Genomic DNA, 16,518 nt, shown 5'->3' with positions numbered 1-16,518 from the left:
TAAGGGGAAGGATTATTATTCGGCGCTTGGCGAAGGGCGGACGCATTTGCTAGAGTTGGCGGCATATGAAACCACCGTCCTTCCCAACCAGCCTGCTCAATTCCGCCGCCTCTTTGAGCGAGATGGACGCGCGCGCCCGCGATATTTTCCGCCAGGTGGTCGAAACCTATCTCGAAACGGGCGAGCCGGTCGGATCGCGCACCGTCTCGAAGGGCGGGGTGCATCTGTCACCGGCCTCGATCCGCAACACCATGCAGGATCTGGCCCATCTCGGCCTGTTATCGGCGCCCCACACCTCATCGGGCCGCCTGCCCACCCATCAGGGTCTGCGCCTGTTCGTCGATGGCCTGTTAGAGATCGGCGACCTGCCCGAAAACGACAAGCGTGAGATCGAGGGTCGCTTAAGCGGGCGGGGCTTAAACTTCGATCAGGCCTTGCACGAGGCCAGCCATCTGTTGTCGGGTCTGGCGGGCGGGGCAGGCGTGGTGATGACGCCGTCTTTCGAGGCGGGTGTCAAACACGTCGAATTCATCGCGCTTGGTCAGGAACAGGCGCTGGCCGTGCTGGTCTTCAATGATGGCCGCGTCGAAAACCGCCTGATGGCCTTGCAGGCGGGCATGACGCCTTCCGTGCTGGCCGAGGCGTCAAATTATCTCAACAGCCATGTGCGCGGACGCACGCTATCGGAGGCGCGCGTCGAACTGAAGGCGGAGCTGGAGGTCGAGCGGCGCAAGCTCGATGAGGCCGCGGCCACCCTGATCGAAACCGGTCTGGCCGTCTGGTCGGGCGGCAATCCGGAAAAGCGCGCCCTGATCGTGCGTGGCCGCGCCAATCTGCTCGAAGCGACGCAAAGCCTTGACGATCTGGAGCGCGTGCGCTCCCTGTTTGAGGATCTCGAACAAAAAGAAGAGCTGATCGATCTTTTGGGCGATGTGACGGAAGCGCAGGGCGTAAGAATTTTCATCGGTGCCGAGTCGAAACTGTTTTCTTTATCGGGCTCGGCTGTTATTGCAGCGCCCTACATGGTGCAGCAACCCAAGACGGGTGCGGCGAAGGTGGTGGGCGCGATCGGCGTGATCGGGCCAGCCCGGTTGAATTACGCCCGCATTATCCCACTTGTGGACTACACAGCCCGGATTCTGGGTCGGCTGCTCGAATAGGCGCGGCGACCCGACATTCCGCGACAGAGATTTTGCCGCGACAGATATTTTGTAAGGACGACTGAGACGATGAGCGACACCCCTCCCGAAACCCCGGATATGGAACAGCCCGATCTGGAGCAAGACGCCGACGCCCTGCTCAATGCCGAGCTGGAAAAGCTGTCGGCTGAAAACGCCGCCCTCAAGGAACAGGCCCTGCGTTATGCCGCCGAGGCCGAAAACATCAAGCGCCGCGCCGAACGCGAAATGAACGATGCGCGCGCCTTCGCCATCCAGCGTTTCTCACGCGATCTTTTGGGCGTGGCCGATATTCTGCAACGCGCCCTGTCGTCGGCCCCGTCTGAAATCGCCGATCCGGCCTTCAAGAACTTCCTGGCCGGGATCGATATGACCGAAAAGGAACTGGCCGGGGCTTTTGAACGCAATGGCGTCAAGAAAATCGCGCCGATGAAGGGCGACAAGTTCGATCCGCACCTGCATCAGGCCGTCACCGAACAGCCGTCCGAGGATGTCGAAGGCGGCGGCGTGATTATGGTGATGCAGGCCGGTTATGAGCTGTTTGGCCGCGTTATCCGTCCGGCTATGGTGGCCGTGGCGGCGCGTAAAGTCGCCAGCGCCGCACCTCAGCCTAACGGCTACGCCCATGACGAAGAAGATACGGGCGAGAATATCGACACCAAGGCGTAAAGCCTTATCCAGAAAAAGCCTCTGCCCAGAAAAAGCCTCTGCTATGTGCGGAGGCTTTTTTATGCCGGTTTTGGCGCGGGCTCGATCAGCGTGTTGAGCGTCAGCCGCCCGCTCAGCGGATCGTCGGTCAGGGTCGAAGCCTCCAGCAGGCCGGAATGCAGGCTGGTGCTGCGATAGAGGATCAGGCGGTTATAGACGCAATCCACACTGTCGATCATCTCGTAATGAGCGCTGTGCGGCCCGGCATAGCCGGTGGGCGGCAGGACTTGCAGCTCGGCGCGCATGGCAGCCTCATAGGCGCTGAAACGCGCTTCGTCGATATATTCATGGCCGGTCGCGGCATGACGAAAAAAGGCCGTGCCGCCTTGTGGTGCGTCTGGCCGGTCATGGCAAAGATAGTGCACCATAGCGATCATAAAGGGGTTGTTGGAATCGTGGTGCGGCACCTTTTGCACGGGCTGCAAATCGACAGGGCTGGCCTGAGCCAGAGCGAAAAAGCTGGAAGCGCGCAAAGCTATATCGGCGGGGATGCCGAACACCTGATCGAGCAGGGGGCGTAAAACCCGGCTTAAGTTTTGCGTATAGATGGGCGGCGACGGCGCATGACGGCCCGGATAGAGGGTTTGGGGCGCGCGAAAAGGGGCGTGAGCGGCCAGCGCCACCATGTCGCCGGGCGCGCTCAGGGCATGATCGATCACCACCAGAGGCTGGCGCTCATGGCCAAGGACGCGGATCTTGACATCGGCGCGCGGATTAAGGCTGAGATCGGGCGAAACTTCCATCGGCCCTGCATAATATGAATTGGCCACGATATGAATGGCCCAATATGAATTACGACCTGACAAAACCGTAAACCCAGGCCGGAAATGGCCGTGCCGACTGGTATAAAACCTTAAAAAAGTTGCGACCATTACAAAAACATGCCTTGAAGGGCACGACTCGTTTCCCATATCCGTGACAGCTTTCGGGCCTCCGGTGCGGATCACAACACGCCGGGGCTTGAAAATTCCCGCAACTTCATCTTAACGGGGATGGATAATCGCGGCGCTTGATCCTAAAAGGCCGCCTGCAAGATTATTCATTCGCCTCAACGGAGCAGATTTAAGAATCATGGCTAAAATCATCGGCATCGACTTAGGCACCACCAATTCGTGCGTCGCCGTTATGGACGGCAAGAACCCCAAGGTCATCGAAAACGCCGAGGGCGTGCGCACCACGCCGTCCGTGGTGGCCATTGTGGACGATTCAGAACGTCTGGTCGGCCAGCCTGCCAAGCGTCAGGCCGTCACCAACCCGTCCAACACCTTCTTCGCCATCAAGCGCCTGATCGGCCGCAACTTTACCGACCCGATGGTGCAGAAGGACAAGGGCATGGTGCCCTACGACATCGCCAAGGGCCCCAATGGCGACGCTTGGGTCAAGGCCCACGGCAAGGACTATTCACCGCAGCAGATCTCGGCCTTCATCCTGATGAAGCTGAAGGAAGACGCCGAAGCCTATCTTGGCGAAACCGTCACCCAGGCCGTCATCACGGTTCCGGCCTATTTCAACGACGCCCAGCGTCAGGCCACCAAGGACGCTGGCAAGATCGCCGGCCTCGAAGTGCTGCGCATCATCAATGAGCCGACCGCCGCGGCTCTGGCCTATGGCCTCGATAAGGACAATAACAAGAAGATCGCGGTTTACGATCTCGGCGGCGGCACGTTCGACGTGTCGGTGCTCGAAATCGGCGACGGCGTCTTTGAAGTGAAATCGACCAATGGCGACACCTTCTTAGGTGGTGAAGATTTCGACATGCGCATCGTCGATTATCTGGCGGATGAGTTCAAGAAGGAAAACGGCGTCGATCTGCGCACCGACAAGCTGGCCCTGCAACGCCTGAAGGAAGAGGCGGAAAAGGCCAAGAAGGAATTGTCCACCGTCGCGCAATACGACCTGAACCTGCCGTTTATCTCGATGAACGCTTCGGGCCCGCTGCACCTCAACCTCAAACTGACCCGCGCCAAGCTGGAAAGCCTCGTTGAAGACCTGATCCAGAAGACGGTCGGCCCCTGCCAGCAGGCGCTGAAAGATGCAGGCCTCAAGGCTTCGGACATCGACGAAGTGGTGCTGGTGGGCGGCATGACCCGTATGCCCAAGGTGGTGGAAGCGGTGAAAAACTTCTTCGGCCGCGAACCGCACAAGGGCGTCAACCCGGATGAAGTGGTGGCACTCGGCGCGGCTATTCAGGCCGGTGTTCTGCAAGGCGATGTCAAGGACGTGCTGCTGCTCGATGTCACCCCGCTGACGCTGGGCATTGAGACGCTGGGCGGCGTGTTCACCCCGCTGATCGAACGCAACACCACCATCCCGACCAAGAAGTCGCAGACCTTCTCGACCGCCGACGACAACCAGTCGGCTGTGACGATCCGCGTCTTCCAGGGCGAACGCCCGATGGCCGCCGACAACAAGACGCTGGGCCAGTTCGATCTGGTCGGTATCCCGCCCGCACCGCGCGGCGTGCCGCAGATTGAGGTCACGTTCGACATCGACGCCAACGGCATTGTGCAGGTTCACGCCAAGGACAAGGCCACCAACAAGGAACACTCGATCCGCATTCAGGCCAATGGCGGCCTGTCGGATGCCGACATCGAGGAGATGATCAAGACCGCCGAAGCCAATAAGGGCGAGGACGAAAAGCGCAAAGTCCTGATCGAAGCCCGCAATCAGGCCGACGCCCTGATCCATTCCACCGAAAAATCGCTGAAGGAATTCGGCGACAAGGTATCGGCGGACGACAAGACGGCGATTGAAACCGCTCTGGCCGATCTGAAAACAGCCAGGGACGGCGAAGACGCCGACGACATCAAGGCGAAATCGCAGACCCTGATTCAGGCTTCGATGAAACTCGGTGAAGCCATGTATGGCCAGCCCGGCGCTGAAGGTGCGGCGACGGAAGCCGAAACCCCGGACGACGGCGTGGTTGATGCCGAGTTCGAGGAAGTTGACGACGACAAGAAGGGCGCTTAAGGGCGATCTGTCATGAACACGCGCGGTATTTTCGTTATGGGCGCGCTGTTCGCTGAAAAGATGCGGATGGCGGCGGGGTTTGACTCCTCGTCGCCATCGCGGCACAAACTGTATTCCAGACACACGAACAGGGCCGCAAGGCTGACACCGCCTGCGAAAGCTGCGGCGTTTCATTCTGTGTGGCGGGTATCGGGGCAAGGTAAATGAGCAAGCGTTGTTATTACGAAGTGCTGGAAGTCGAGCGCGGTTGCGACGACGGGGTGCTGAAATCCGCCTTCCGCAAGAAGGCCATGCTGCACCACCCCGACCGCAATCAGGGTGACGCCGAGGCCGAGGCGCGCTTCAAAGAGGTCAATGAGGCCTATAGCGTGCTGTCGGACGCACAGAAACGCGCCGCCTATGACCGTTTCGGCCACGCCGGAGTCAATGGCAGCCAGGGCGGCGGCCAGGGTGGCTTTGGCGGCGGTTTCGCCGGCGGGGCCGGTTTCTCGAACGTCGAGGACATCTTCTCCGAAATGTTCGGCGACATCTTTGGCCAGCAGGGCCAGAGGCGCGGTGGCCCGCAAAGCCCGCAGCGCGGCCCCGATGTGCGCTTCGATTACGAAATTACGCTGGAGCAGGCCTATAAGGGGGCGGAGATCGAGATCACCGTACCCACCACCATGACCTGCGAAACCTGTTCGGGCAGCGGGGCCAAGGCCGGTTCGCGCCCGCAAACCTGCCAGACCTGCGCCGGTCATGGCCGCGTGCGCACCTCGAACGGCTTTTTCGCCGTCGAGCGCGCCTGCCCGACCTGCGGCGGCCAGGGCCAGACGATCAAAGAGCCCTGCGCCACCTGCCACGGCCACGGTCAGGTGCGTCACGACAAGGATCTGAAGGTGCGCATCCCGGCGGGAGTCGATGACGGCGCGCGCATCCTGCTGAAGGGCGAGGGTCAGGCCGGTTTCAAAGGCGGGCCCAAGGGCGATCTCTATATTTTCCTCAGCGTCACCGAACACGACCTGTTTGAGCGCGACGGGCTTGATCTGCACTGTTCGATTCCCGTGCCGATGGCCACGGCGGTCTTAGGCGGTGTGCTCGATGTGCCGTGTCTGATGGGCGGCGAAAACTGCGATGGCCAGTGCAAGCTGGAGGTCGCCATCCCCGAAGGCGCGCAGACCGGCCACAAGGTCAAGCTGAAGGGCCGCGGTATGCCGGGGCTCAATTCGCGCGCCAAGGGTGATCTGATCGTCGAGCTGTTCATCGAGACGCCGAAAAATCTCAATGCCCGCCAGAAAGAGCTGATGAAGGAATTTTCGGCGATTTCGGAAGCGCAGTCCTATAGTCAGTCGCAGGGTTTTGTGCATCGCGCCCGCCGCTTCTGGGACGACATCACCGGCACGGCGGCGCAATAGACGGGGCTGGATTGCCATCAAGCTGATGTGTTGACGCCAGCCCCGCCAGCCCCTATCCAGACAGGCCGTATCTTTCTGCCGGAGCAAGCCGCATGTCCGCCATCCGTTTCGCCATCAATGGTTCCAAGGGCCGCATGGGTCAGGCCGTGGCGCGCGTGCTCGATGCAGGCGGCCATACGGTCACGGCGCGCTTCGACAAGGGGGATGAGATCGACCTGACCGCTGCCGATGTCGTGATCGATTTCTCGACGCCGGAGGCCTCGCTCAGCCTGCTCGAAGCCTGCGCCGCCGAGGCCCTGGCGCGCCCCAAGCCGCTGGTGCAGGTGATCGGCTCCACCGGTTTTACGTCCGAACAGGTCGATAAGCTGGCTCTTTTTGCTGATCAGGTGGTGATCATCCGGTCAGGCAATTTCTCGCTTGGCGTCAATCTGCTGGCGGGTCTGGCCCGTCAGGCGGCGGCGCGGTTGGGAGCCGAAGACTGGGACATTGAAATCTTCGAAGCCCACCACAGGCGCAAGGTGGATGCGCCTTCGGGCACGGCCCTGATGCTGGGCGAGGCGGCAGCAACCGGACGCGGCGTCGATCTCGATGCGGTGAAGGTGTCGGCGCGCGACGGCATAACCGGTGCGCGCGAAAGCGGCACGATCGGCTTTTCGGTGGTGCGCGCAGGCGGCATTGTCGGTGAACACGCCGCCATCTTCGCTTCGGAAGACGAGATCATCACCCTGTCGCATTCGGCGCGCGACCGCAGCCTGTTTGCGCGCGGCGCGGTGCAGGCGGCTTTGTGGGGCAGCCGCCAGAAGCCCGGCATCTATGATATGCAGGACGTGCTCGGCTTCTGATCAGCGCCCGGTCGAGCCGAAGCCGCCTTCGCCGCGCACCGTCTGTTCGAGGCTGTCTGACGCCTGCCAGACGATGCGGGCGTGGCGCGCCACCACCATCTGGGCAATACGGTCGCCGCGACGGATGATGAAGTCTTCGCTGCCCAGATTGATCAGGATGACGCCAACCTCGCCGCGATAATCGCTGTCGATCGTGCCCGGCGTATTGAGGCAGGTAATGCCGAATTTGAGCGCTAAGCCCGAACGCGGGCGCACCTGCACCTCAAAACCCTGCGGCACGGCCATTTTCAGACCGGTCGGCACCAGGGCGCGGCCCATTGGTTTCAGCACAAGCTCGTCACCTTCCGCAATGGCGGCGCGCAGATCAAGGCCCGCCGAGCCGTCGGTTTCGTAAGCGGGCAGGGCCAGACCGGCAGCGTGCGGCAATTGCACGACAAAGGCGGTGGTTTCGGAAGCGGTATGGGCATTCATGGTCGGGTGGCCTTCAAAAGTTAACAAAAGCTTAATGGCACGATTCCGACCTGATCCCCACCCCTCCAGCTCAGACGCCATCTCTTTCGTTTAATCGTCTGTGGATATATCCGACCAGAAAATCGGCGATCTCGGCCTTGGTGCTGCCGGGGATGGGCGTAAAGCCGTCGAGATCGACCAGCGTGGCCTGATTGTGCGCCGAACCGAACACGCCTTCCGACGCATTGCCGGGCGACACATCATTGGCGATGATGGCGTCGCAGCCTTTGGAGGCTAGCTTGGCCTTGGCGTAGGTTTCCAGCGCTTCGGTCTCGGCGGCGAAGCCGATGACGAGGCGTGGGCGCAGCTCCAGATGCTTCGACACGCTCTCCAGAATGTCGGGATTCTTGACGAGGGTGAGGGTCAGCCTGTCCTCGGCGCTCTTCTTCTGCTTTTCGGCGGCGGGCGCTTCAGCGCGCCAGTCGGCCACCGCCGCCACGCCGATAAAGACGTCGCACGGCAGGGCGGCATGAACCGCTCCATACATGGCCTGCGCCGTCTCGACATCGATGCGTTCCACGCCCTCCGGCGTCGCCAAAGCCACGGGGCCGGAGACGAGTGTGACCTGCGCCCCGGCCCGCGCCAGCTTTTCGGCGATCAGATAGCCCTGTTTGCCCGACGAACGGTTGGTCAGGCCGCGCACCGGATCGAGCGGCTCAAAAGTCGGCCCCGCCGTGACGACGATGCGCTGGCCGGTCAGCGGCTTCGGCGCGGTGTCGAGGGCGTTTGCGATGGCTGTGACAATGGCCTGCGGCTCGCTCATCCGGCCCGGGCCAAATTCGCCGCACGCCATTTCGCCGTCATCGGGGCCGCAAAAGCCCACGCCATCGGCCATCAGGGTAGCCAGATTGCGCTGCGTAGCCGGGTGGTTCCACATGCGCACATTCATGGCGGGCGCCATCAGAACCGGCTTGTCGGTGGCCAGCAGGAGCGTGGTGGCGAGATCATCGGCCTGACCGGTGGCCAGCTTCGCCATCAGATGGGCGGTGGCCGGGGCCACCACCACCAGATCGGCCTGACGCGACAGGATGATATGGCCCATCTCGGTTTCGTCGGTCAGGTCGAACAGGTCGCTATACACCTTGTCACCAGAAAGGGCGGCGGCGGAGAGTGGCGTCACAAATTCATGCGCCGCTTTTGTCAGCACCACGCGCACGGCATGACCGGCCTTTTTCAACAGGCGGATCAATTCCAGCGACTTATAGGCGGCAATACCACCGCCGATGATCAGCAGAATACGCTTTTGTGGGGGCTGATGATCCATGCGGCTGGCCTTTTCCTGTTGGCGGGCTTGTGCCATAGGTGGGGGGCTGAGGGCAAGCTGCAAGGGGAAACGGGTGAGGCGGTGGATTCAGGTCATGATCGTGATGAGCCTGCTTTTAGCGGGCTGCGATGCCGGGCCTTCAGCCGTGGTGCAGGATGGTCAGGGTCAGGCCCCGGCACAAAAGCCTGAGACGAAAAAGCCGGTCTGGGCCGCCGCAGCTTCGGACGGAACCGAAGAGGCCTCGATGGCCGTGATCGATGCGCCTGATGCCCCAGCCGTGGCCGTCGATCCGCCGAAAATGGGCCAGCCCCTGCCGCTGCCGCTGCCGGACGGTGCGCGCGCCGCCATCACCACCAGCCATTATGGCGACTGGCCCCTGTGGTCGCAGAGCCGCCAATATTCCGCCGATAATAATGCCCATTATCAATATGCCCATCACGGCGCGGAAATCGGCGCGACATCCTATGGCGATTTTCTGGCCCGGGTGCATGGCTTTATCCACCATCCACCAGCGGGCACGGAAACCCTGAAGCGCCGCAATGGCGATACGTTGTTGTATAATGCGCAGGACAATATCTTCGCGGTGATGACGAAGGATGGCGCACCGCGCAAGCTCTACCGCCCGCCCGAAGGGGCCGGGTACTGGGCGCAGCAAAAACAGATCGAAGCGGCGGGCGGCAACGGTTAAGGGGCCGGGAGTTCTGTGCTTTTGTTGCAAAGCACGCGCTTCCATACTGCATCTTTATTGCGCCTCCTGCATGGTCATCATCTCTTACACGAATTTCATTCTGCAAAGCTGACGGCCAGATAAGGGCAATTCCTGTGGATTGCGCGGAAGATCGGGCCGCGCCTGAAGCGCGATGATATTGCGGTGCGACAGTGTATATAGCGGAGATCGGATATGTTGCAGGCCAATAGTTTTGAAGTGGCGCATGAAGACGTCAGCCTGCGCGATATTTCCGGGCTTTTACCCCCGCCAGAGGTCAAGACCTGCATCAAAAGACCCGCCATAATCGGCAATTTCCCGCCGCGCCAGTGCGGCCTGGCTACTTTTACGCGCGACATGTACTCGTGTCTGAGCGCCGCTCTGCCCAAGGCCCACTGGAATGTCATCGCCATCAATGATCCGGGCGCAGCCTACGCCTATCCCGATGATGTGACCCATCAATTGCCGCAGAACGACGCCCAGGCTTATCGGGCGCTGGCCGACACGCTGAACAGCGACGGCACCGACATTCTGTTCGTCCAGCACGAATTCGGCATCTATGGCGGCCCTTCGGGTGCCTATCTGATCGGGCTGCTGGAGCGGCTGTCCATGCCCATCATCACCACCTTGCACACCATTCTCGAAAACCCGAACCCCGAACAGCGTCGCGTGATGCGCGAACTGATCCGCCTGTCCGCCACCCTGGTGACGATGGCGGAAAAGGGCGCGGAAATCCTGCGCCGCATCTATGGCGTGCCGTCCAGCCAGATCAGCGTGGTGCCGCACGGCGCGCCCTCGCGCCCGATTCACGACACGGATGACTTCAAGGATCGCCTCAATCTGTCGGGCCGCAAGACCCTGACCACCTTTGGCCTTTTGTCGCCCAATAAGGGCATCGAAACCATTATTGCCGCCCTGCCCGAACTGATCAAGACCTGCCCGGAGATCGTCTATCTCGTCATCGGCGTCACCCATCCCCACCTGATCCGCGCCGAGGGTGAAGCTTACCGCGACAAGTTGAAAGTCATGGCGCGCGAACTGGGCGTGTCCGGTCATGTCCGCTTCATCAACCGCTTCATCAACGACAATGACCTGATCGACATTCTTCAGGCCAGCGACGTTTACGTCACCCCCTATCTGACCGAAACCCAGATTACGTCGGGAACGCTGGCCTATGCCCTGGCGCTGGGCCGCCCGGTCGTTTCCACCCCCTACTGGCACGCCAAAGAAGCGCTGGCCGATGGCGTCGGCATCCTGTGCCCGTTCGGCGATACCGAGGCCTTCACCACCGCCATTGCCCGCCTGATGTCGTCGGACAAGATTCGCGCCGCCATGACGAAGCGCGCCTATGAGGCGGCGCGGCCATCGCGCTGGTCGGCTGTGGCCCAGGCCTATGTGGCGCGCGCCGAAGCCGCCATCCTGACACCGCGCGTGACGCATGAGGCCCTTCCGGAAGCCTTGAAAACCGCGCCTTCATGGGCGGCCATCGCCCGGATGAGCGATGATTGCGGCATCTTCCAGCATGGCAAGTACCGCCTGCCCGACCGCCAGCACGGCTATTGCGCCGATGACAATGCCCGCGCCCTGTCATGGGTGGCGCGCGCCTCGCATCTGGCCCCCCTGACCCCCGATCAGACCGCGCTGGCCTATCGCTACGCCGCCTTTATGAACCATGCCTGGAATCCTGACGGGCGCTTTCGCAACTTCATGTCGTATGGCCGCCAGTGGCTCGATGATGGCGGCTCCGACGATTGCTGCGCCCGCTCGTATGAATCCCTGGTCGATGTGGCGCGTTCCAACCTGCCCGCCGATCTGCGCCAGTGGGCCACGGAACTGGGCAGCCGCGTCATCGTCCATGCCGCTGCATGGCCTTCGCTGCGGGCGCGCGCCGTCATGATCAAGGCGCTGGCGCGCAGCTTCGGCGTTATTGGTGACGGCCAGTTTATCCAGGCCACGGCGCGCGACCTGTGCCTGAGCCTGCACGGCAGCCTGAAGGCGCACGCCGGCGGTCAGAAGGTGTGGTTCGATGAGAGCCTGTCCTATGATAATGGCCGCCTCAGCGAAGGCCTGATCATCGGCGGTCATTTCCTGGCCGAGGCTGATATGATCTCCGACGGGCTGGCCAGCCTGCATTATCTGATGACGCGCCAGACCGCGCCGGACGGCTGTTTCCTGCCGGTGCCGACCTCGCATTTCTGTGAAGATGGTCAGGCGCATCCGATCTACGACCAGCAGCCGCTGGAGGTGCTGGCCACGATCGACGCCTGTCTGAGCGCGGCGCGCCTCACCGGCGATCTCCACTGGAAAGACGAGGCCATCCGCGCCTTTAACTGGTTTCTTGGCGACAATACGCAGGGCCTGTCCTTGCTTGATGGCGAAGGCGGCTGTTATGATGGCCTGACGCCGCATGGCTGCAACGAGAATCAAGGCGCCGAATCCCTGCTCGCCTATCCCCTGAGCTGGGCCGCTTTAAAAAAAGACCTTCTGTAAAGAGACCGTATGAACTTAACCATGTCCGATTCCAAAAGCGATGGCGCCTTACGCAGGCTGACGCCGATGCAGATCAGCCCTGTCATGCTGCGCGCCAATGCTGACCGCGTGGTTATCCTGCCCTTTTCGATCTCGATCAATCCGCGTGACAGCGCGATGGGGGCCATGTCGCGTGTCAACCGCGTCTGTCAGGCCATTGCCGCCATGAGCGCCGATCAGGTGCGCGACGAGCTGGAAATGGTCAACCGCGACTTCACCGGCCGTCACTGGCAGACGCGCGGCATCTTTCTGGAGCGCTTCCGCCAGATCAAGGAGATGAATGGCGGGCTGGAAGGTCTGGACGAAGACCATATGGCGCTGGTCGGTGCCTATTTCTGCCATGAATACAGCTATCAGGCAGCGGCTGTGATGAATCCCAGCGTCGTGCCGCACCCCGATCAGACAGGGGCCAATGGCGGCACCAACTTCATCATGTCCACGCGCACGGTGGGCGAGGGCCATATCTCGACCATCTCGTTCCGCGAAGGCACCTTCCACAAAGACGGCACCATTGTGCTGAAGCCGGAAGCCGACTATGCCGTGGCCGCCAAGCCCGCCCATCATGCACCGCTCGACGGGGCGGTGACCGTGCAGGGCCATCAGGCCTGTCCGATCAGCGAAACCGTGCTGTTTCCGGTGACGCGCGCCCAGACCAACGGGTTGGAAGACCTGCGCATGGTGATGTTTCGTGATGAGGTGGGTGCCACCAGTTTCATGGGCACCTATACCGCCTATAATGGCCGCGAAATCGCCTGCGAATGCTTTGAAACCAGCGATTTCCGCAGTTTCCGCCTGACCCCGTTCGTGGGCGCGGCCTCGCAGCACAAGGGGCTGGCCTTTTTCCCGCGCAAGCTCAATGACCGCTGGGCGGCTATCGGCAGGCTCGATCACGAGAGCATTTTTTACCTTGAAAGCGACGACAAATATAGCTGGAACAATGGCGAGCGCCTGATGGGGCCGGAGGAGCCGTGGGAACTGATCCAGCTCGGCAATTGCGGCTCGCCGATCGAGCTGGACGAGGGCTGGCTGGTGCTGACCCACGGCGTCGGCGCGGTGCGGCGCTATTCGCTGGGCGCGGCCCTGCTCGACAAGGACAATCCGCGCATTGTGCTGGCGCGTTCGAAAGAGCCTTTGCTGTCGCCTTCGGAAGACAACCGCGAAGGCTATGTGCCCAATGTCATCTATACCTGCGGGGCCATGCGCTGCGGCGAATGGATCTTCATGCCCTATGGCGTGGCCGATTCGAGCATCCATTTCGCCTCGATCAGGATCAGCGACCTGCTGGCCCATCTCGGCGTCACGCCCGCCGCGAAAACCTGAGGCCGTTTTAGCGGTATTGTAACCGCTGGCCGCTAGTCTGGCGGCCATGTTTGAACGCGCGCCAGCCCCCACACCGGAAAGCCAGACGGCCAGACCCGCTGGTGTCTGGTCGTTCGTCGATCCCCGCACTGTCAGCGTGGCGGTGATTTTTCTGGCCGTGCTGATCCGGGTGTTCGCGCCACTGGACGCCGATATTGACTGGCTGATGAGTGTCTGCCGCGCTGTTTTGTCAGGTAAGCGGTTGTATGTTGACATCGTCGAAACCAATCCGCCGATGGCCATTTTTATCTACATGCCGGCGGCGGTTATCGAAAAACTGACCCACCTCCCCGCCGAAGCTGTCTTCACGGCCATGATGCTGGTGGGCGGTAGCGGTGCCGCGTGGGTACTGAGCATCTGCGCCCGCCGCGCCGGTGAGACGACGGCATGGTTGTTGCCGGTCATGCTGATGGTTTTGCTGGTCGCGCCTCTGGAGGCCTTTGGTCAAAGAGAGCATGTTGCCCTACTCCTGCTGACGCCGATTCTGGGCGTTGCCATGCTGCGCATGGCCCGCCAAACTGTACCGGTCTGGCTGATCCTGATCGCCGGTCTGGGCGCGGGCATGGCCCCGATGATCAAACCGTTTTTCGTGTACGGGATCGTGGCCGTCTATGGGATTCTGGCTGTTCGGCGGCGCAATCTGCGCCTGCTTCTTTGCCCGGAAGCCCTCTTGGCGGCCAGTCTGACCGTGTTGTACGCCGTCTGGGTCTGGCGCGAAATACCGGTCTATCTGCATAATATTGTGCCGATGTTGTATGATATTTATGCGCCGATGCGGCTGTCTTTTTTTGCGCCCGGCATATCGGTAAAGGTCATGATGTGGCTGCTGTCCATTGCCTGCCTGTATGCGGCGTGCGGCAAGCGCGTTTTTGATCCGGCACCCCTGGTTCTGATGACCGCATCGGCAGGGTTTGTTGTCAGCTTCGTTGAGCAGGGACGCGGCTGGCCGTACCATGCGATGATGTTTATCCTGCCCACCTTGCTGGCGGTGTTATTATGCACCGAGACGGGCTTTACCCGCCCGAACGACCAGCGCGGTGAGCGCCGCTTATTGGCCAGTCTGGCGGCATTGGTGCTGGCCACGAGTCCGCTCGGCTACTTCCTTCTCTTCGGCTATCTGGGCGGAGGTGTCGTACCGGCCATTCGTGCGGCCGTTAAGCATCCATCCGTGATGTCGATTACCTTCGATCAGCGCCCCGGTCATCCGATCACCACCGAAGTGCACGGCACATGGGTCGGCACCTATTCGAGCCGCTGGATCACGCTCAATGCCCGTTATCTTTTGCAGATCGAAACCGATCCGGCCAAACGCGCCCGTCTTGAAAACTGGCTGCGTGTGGATCGCCGTGCTGTCAATCATGATCTAACAAAGCGCCCCGATATTGTGCTGGTCGGCTTGGGGCCATTCGACTGGCCGGGCTGGATCGCCGCCGATCCGCAAACAAAAGCGCTGATGGCCGATTATGTGCCGCTGGCCACAGACCGGCTTTCGCCCACCCAGCGCAAGATCAATGAGGGCGTGACCGCCTATATCCGCAAGGATCTTAGGCCCGCACCACCAGCCACACCATAACGGCCAGCGCCGCGCACGACACGATCAGCGCCGCCACGGCCAGTCCCTGACCACGGCGGATGTCAGAGCGTAAGCTTTCGCTGTGCTTTTGCAGCAGCAGGTCACGGTCGGCGGGTTCATGGTTGAGACGCTCGACCAGCTTTTCCAGCAGGCGCTTCGCCTCGACCAGCGGCGACAGTTCGCGGGCGATCCAGTCTTTTACCACAGGGCGGGCCGCTTCCCACAGATTATGCTCAGGATAGATGCGCCGCGCCACGCCTTCCACCGACACCATCGTCTTTTGCAGCAAAACCAGTTCGGGGCGCAGGTGCATGTCGAACTGGGCGGTGATCTCGAAAAGCTGGGTGAGCAGGCGGCCCATCGACACTTCGGTCGCCTTCTGGCCCAGCACCGGCTCACCGACAGCGCGCAGGGCTTGCGCGAACGAATCGACATTATGGTGCGATGGCACGTAACCGGCCTCGAAATGCACCTCGGCCACGCGCTTGTAATCGCGGCGCAGGAAACCCCACAGCATTTCGGCCAGATAGCGCCGCTCCTTGGGGCGCAGGCGGCCGACAATGCCGAAATCGATGGCGGTCAGGTGGGCGGGCGCGGTGACGAACAGATTGCCCTCGTGCAGGTCGGCGTGGAAAACGCCATGATCGAGCGCCTGCGACAGGAAGGCGCGGATCAGATTATCGGCCAGTTCCTTACGGTCGAGGCCCGGCAGGTCGAGCGCTTCGGCGCGTGACAAAGGCGTGCCTTTCGCCCATTCAGTGACGATCACACGCCGCGATACCTGATGCCAGACCACGGCGGGCGCGCTCATCCACGGCTCGCCATTGATGATCTTGCCAATCTCGTCACAGGCCGAAGCCTCCAGCCGCAGATCGAGTTCGAGGCGCAACGATGTGGCCACGGTTTCGACAAAGGCCTTGGGTTCCAGACGGCGCGAGTTTTTGGACACAAAGGCCAAAAGCCCTGCGCCCAGTGTCAGCATATCGATGTCGCGCGCGATGATGTCTTCGATACCGGGGCGCAGGATCTTGACCGCCACCTTGCGCCCGTCATGCAGCACGGCCTCGTGGGCCTGAGCGATGGAGGCCGAGCCGATCACCTCGCCAAATTCGGCGAAAATGCTCTCGACCGGTTTGCCGAGCGATTCGCGCACCGAAGCCTCGGCCACGGCTTTCGGAAAGGGCGGCAGGCTGTCCTTCAGGTGGCTGAGATCGCGGATGAACTGTTCGCCGAAGATGTCGCCGCGCGTCGAGAGTACCTGTCCGAGCTTGATAAAGGCGGGGCCTAACTGCTGGAAGGCGATGGCGTAACGCTCACCGGGACGCAAATGGCTGCGGCGCGAAAAGACAAGGCGCAAAAGGCCTGCCAGGGCGCGCGGCACGGCAGGCAGGTGGTGCGAGGCCTCTTTCGGAATCAGCGCGTCATAACGCAGCAGAACGAATCCCGCGCGCATCATGCGCAGCCATGAACCGGGTGACGCCATCC

General features: G+C 61.7%; 13 protein-coding genes. 9 read left to right on the top strand and 4 right to left on the bottom strand.

Annotated elements, in window-relative coordinates; genetic code table 11:
* The first annotated feature begins 65 nt into the window (after positions 1 to 65).
* Positions 66 to 1,160, top strand: a complete 1,095-nt coding sequence (hrcA, locus tag QB905_RS11570; protein ID WP_282975178.1) for a heat-inducible transcriptional repressor HrcA — start codon at positions 66 to 68, stop codon at positions 1,158 to 1,160.
* 69 nt (positions 1,161 to 1,229) lie between these two features.
* Positions 1,230 to 1,847, top strand: coding sequence for a nucleotide exchange factor GrpE (grpE, locus tag QB905_RS11565; RefSeq protein ID WP_461781784.1), 618 nt, complete (start codon positions 1,230 to 1,232; stop codon positions 1,845 to 1,847).
* Positions 1,848 to 1,906: 59 nt separating this feature from the next.
* Here grpE and QB905_RS11560 read toward each other — a convergent pair whose 3' ends face one another.
* On the bottom strand, positions 1,907 to 2,656 hold the full coding sequence (locus QB905_RS11560) for a DUF6445 family protein (protein ID WP_282975177.1): 750 nt from the start codon (positions 2,654 to 2,656) through the stop codon (positions 1,907 to 1,909).
* A 301-nt stretch (positions 2,657 to 2,957) separates the two neighbouring features.
* Here QB905_RS11560 and dnaK point away from each other — a divergent pair, with 301 nt between their 5' ends.
* From dnaK to dapB, 3 genes are all read left to right on the top strand, one after another.
* Positions 2,958 to 4,856 carry a molecular chaperone DnaK gene (dnaK, locus tag QB905_RS11555; protein WP_282975176.1) on the top strand — a complete coding sequence of 633 codons (1,899 nt, stop codon included), beginning with the start codon at positions 2,958 to 2,960 and terminating at the stop codon, positions 4,854 to 4,856.
* Between the two features lie 203 nt (positions 4,857 to 5,059).
* Positions 5,060 to 6,250: a molecular chaperone DnaJ gene (dnaJ, locus tag QB905_RS11550; protein WP_282975175.1), complete on the top strand. Its 1,191-nt coding sequence runs from the start codon at positions 5,060 to 5,062 to the stop codon at positions 6,248 to 6,250.
* Positions 6,251 to 6,342: 92 nt separating this feature from the next.
* Entirely contained in the window at positions 6,343 to 7,092 is a 750-nt protein-coding gene (gene dapB / locus QB905_RS11545; RefSeq protein ID WP_282975174.1) for a 4-hydroxy-tetrahydrodipicolinate reductase, read from the top strand.
* On the opposite strand, the gene dut is transcribed toward dapB, so the two are convergent.
* Positions 7,093 to 7,563 (bottom strand): dUTP diphosphatase, encoded by a 471-nt coding sequence (dut, locus tag QB905_RS11540; protein WP_282975173.1) that lies wholly within the window; start codon positions 7,561 to 7,563, stop codon positions 7,093 to 7,095. It abuts the gene before it with no gap.
* Between the two features lie 70 nt (positions 7,564 to 7,633).
* A complete protein-coding gene (coaBC, locus tag QB905_RS11535) occupies positions 7,634 to 8,866 on the bottom strand; it encodes a bifunctional phosphopantothenoylcysteine decarboxylase/phosphopantothenate--cysteine ligase CoaBC (RefSeq protein ID WP_282975172.1) in 1,233 nt (410 codons plus the stop codon).
* Positions 8,867 to 8,939: 73 nt separating this feature from the next.
* Here coaBC and QB905_RS11530 point away from each other — a divergent pair, with 73 nt between their 5' ends.
* From QB905_RS11530 to QB905_RS11515, 4 genes are all read left to right on the top strand, one after another.
* Positions 8,940 to 9,554, top strand: a complete 615-nt coding sequence (locus QB905_RS11530; RefSeq protein ID WP_282975171.1) for a hypothetical protein — start codon at positions 8,940 to 8,942, stop codon at positions 9,552 to 9,554.
* 213 nt (positions 9,555 to 9,767) lie between these two features.
* Positions 9,768 to 12,062: a glycosyltransferase family 4 protein gene (locus QB905_RS11525; protein ID WP_282975170.1), complete on the top strand. Its 2,295-nt coding sequence runs from the start codon at positions 9,768 to 9,770 to the stop codon at positions 12,060 to 12,062.
* Between the two features lie 21 nt (positions 12,063 to 12,083).
* Positions 12,084 to 13,421: a glycoside hydrolase family 130 protein gene (locus QB905_RS11520; RefSeq protein ID WP_282975169.1), complete on the top strand. Its 1,338-nt coding sequence runs from the start codon at positions 12,084 to 12,086 to the stop codon at positions 13,419 to 13,421.
* Between the two features lie 46 nt (positions 13,422 to 13,467).
* Entirely contained in the window at positions 13,468 to 15,033 is a 1,566-nt protein-coding gene (locus tag QB905_RS11515; protein WP_282975168.1) for a hypothetical protein, read from the top strand.
* Here the strand turns inward: QB905_RS11515 and ubiB are convergent.
* The gene (ubiB, locus tag QB905_RS11510; RefSeq protein ID WP_282975167.1) at positions 15,005 to 16,516 is read right to left on the bottom strand and encodes a 2-polyprenylphenol 6-hydroxylase; all 1,512 of its coding nucleotides are present in this window, start codon (positions 16,514 to 16,516) and stop codon (positions 15,005 to 15,007) included. The two genes, QB905_RS11515 and ubiB, sit on opposite strands and share 29 nt — an antisense overlap.
* Between the last annotated feature and the right edge of the window lie 2 nt (positions 16,517 to 16,518).

The sequence above is a fragment of the Asticcacaulis sp. EMRT-3 genome (genome assembly GCF_030027245.1).
In the GTDB taxonomy this organism is placed as follows: Bacteria; Pseudomonadota; Alphaproteobacteria; order Caulobacterales; family Caulobacteraceae; genus Asticcacaulis.
Note: the sequence above shows the minus strand (reverse complement) of the source record. Positions and strands in the feature narration are given on the sequence as shown.